The sequence below is a fragment of the Mucilaginibacter sp. P4_G9 genome (assembly GCF_056400985.1).
In genome coordinates this window covers 1-1,577 of sequence record NZ_JBFUKF010000702.1, presented here as the reverse complement: position 1 = coordinate 1,577, position 1,577 = coordinate 1, and the positions used below count along the sequence as shown (strand labels likewise).

2 protein-coding genes are annotated in these 1,577 nt (G+C 40.4%); both read right to left on the bottom strand.

The genetic code is table 11. From position 1 onward, the window contains the following. Nucleotides 1–101: 101 nt before the first annotated feature. The gene (locus AC1DPZ_RS26865; RefSeq protein WP_477409274.1) at nucleotides 102–506 is read right to left on the bottom strand and encodes a hypothetical protein; all 405 of its coding nucleotides are present in this window, start codon (nucleotides 504–506) and stop codon (nucleotides 102–104) included. Between the two features lie 110 nt (nucleotides 507–616). After that, on the bottom strand, nucleotides 617–1,577 hold a 961-nt coding region (locus AC1DPZ_RS26860), incomplete at its 5' end, for a topoisomerase C-terminal repeat-containing protein (RefSeq protein WP_477409272.1).

Genomic DNA, 1,577 nt, shown 5'->3' with positions numbered 1-1,577 from the left:
ATTTAATAGTGAGTGGGGAGTAGTGGATAGTGAGTTGTTTGATTATGTTAAAGAGTTAAAACAATCTTCGTCAGGGCAGCTTTCCTAATGACCAATGACAACTACAATATCATGACACCAGGTTTATTTAAAACCGGGAGTTTGATGAAATTCATTTCTACAATGCTCTCTGGCAGGAAAATGAATTTTTTATCGAAGATGTTTGTGCCGATATAATAACTGAGCCAATATTCATTATTAAGGCCGAAAGTTTGCTCATCAATAGGCTCGATAAGCTTAAAGCCCTTACTGCCCACAACCGGGATCATGTGTCTTAAAGTAGAGGTTTTTACCTGTTCGCCATCCYTTTCACCATAACCTTTTGAGGTAATAAGTACGTTCTCTATAGGCTCATTTTTTAGGTTAATGAGGTATACGTACCAAATTTTGCTCTCCACACTTTCGCGCTCCAGAGCTACCGCTATGGCAATATCTTTAACGCTGTTATCTGGGAGGTCTTTTATCATTTTTTTTATTTAGTGAGTGGTTGATTGGGTTGATTAGGTGAGTGGTTGTATATTAATAGAAGACGACTTACTATTACAACTATTCACCTAATCAACCATTCACCAATAACCTACTTTTTCTTAGTCGGTGCTTTTTTCTTAGCAGGGGCTTTCTTGGCTGCCGGTTTTGCAGAAGCAACCGCTTTACCAAAGCGTCCCTTTTTTGCATCTTTAGGCATGGCATCAGCTAAGGCCTTGCATTCTTCATAAGTTAGGGTCAGGGGATCCTTATCCTTCGGGATCTTAACATTTAGCTTGCCAAATTCTATGTAAGGGCCCCACCGGCCATTCAATACTTTTACTTCCGGATCCTCATCAAACGCTTTGATCAGCTTTTCGGCATCTTTTTTCCGTTTGGCTTCAATCAGCTCAATAGCTTGTTCTTCGGTAACATCCAGCGGATCAATATCCTTTGGTAAAGAAACAAACGCGCTGTTGTGGCTGATGTACGGCCCAAAACGGCCAATAGCAACTTTCATTATCTTGCCTTCATATTCACCAACAACTTTAGGCAATTTAAATAGCTCCAAAGCTTCTTCAAGGCTGATGGTTTCTATACTTTGGCCGGTTCTTAAGCTGGCATAAAGTGGCTTTTCTTCTTTATTCTCGTCTGTAGCGTTTTCGCCAACCTGTACAAAGGGACCGTAACGACCAATACGTACCGACATTTTTTTGCCACTTTCGGGGTGAACACCTAATTCACGTTCACCGGTGGCTTTATCAGCAGTTTCAATAGTGCTTTGAACACCTTTATGGAAAGGATCATAAAATTTGCGGATCATATCTGTCCACTCTTTTAAGCCCTGGGCAATCTCATCAAATTGCTTTTCAACACTGGCGGTAAAATTAAAGTCGACTATCTCTTTAAAATATTGTACCAGGAAATCATTTACTACAGCGCCAATATCGGTTGGGAACAATTTGCCGCGCTCGGCACCGGTATTTTCTGATTTTTGTTCTTTCGTTATATGATCACCTTTTAAGGTAAGTACCCTAAAGTTGCGTAATTTACCTTCACGCTCTTCTTTGACC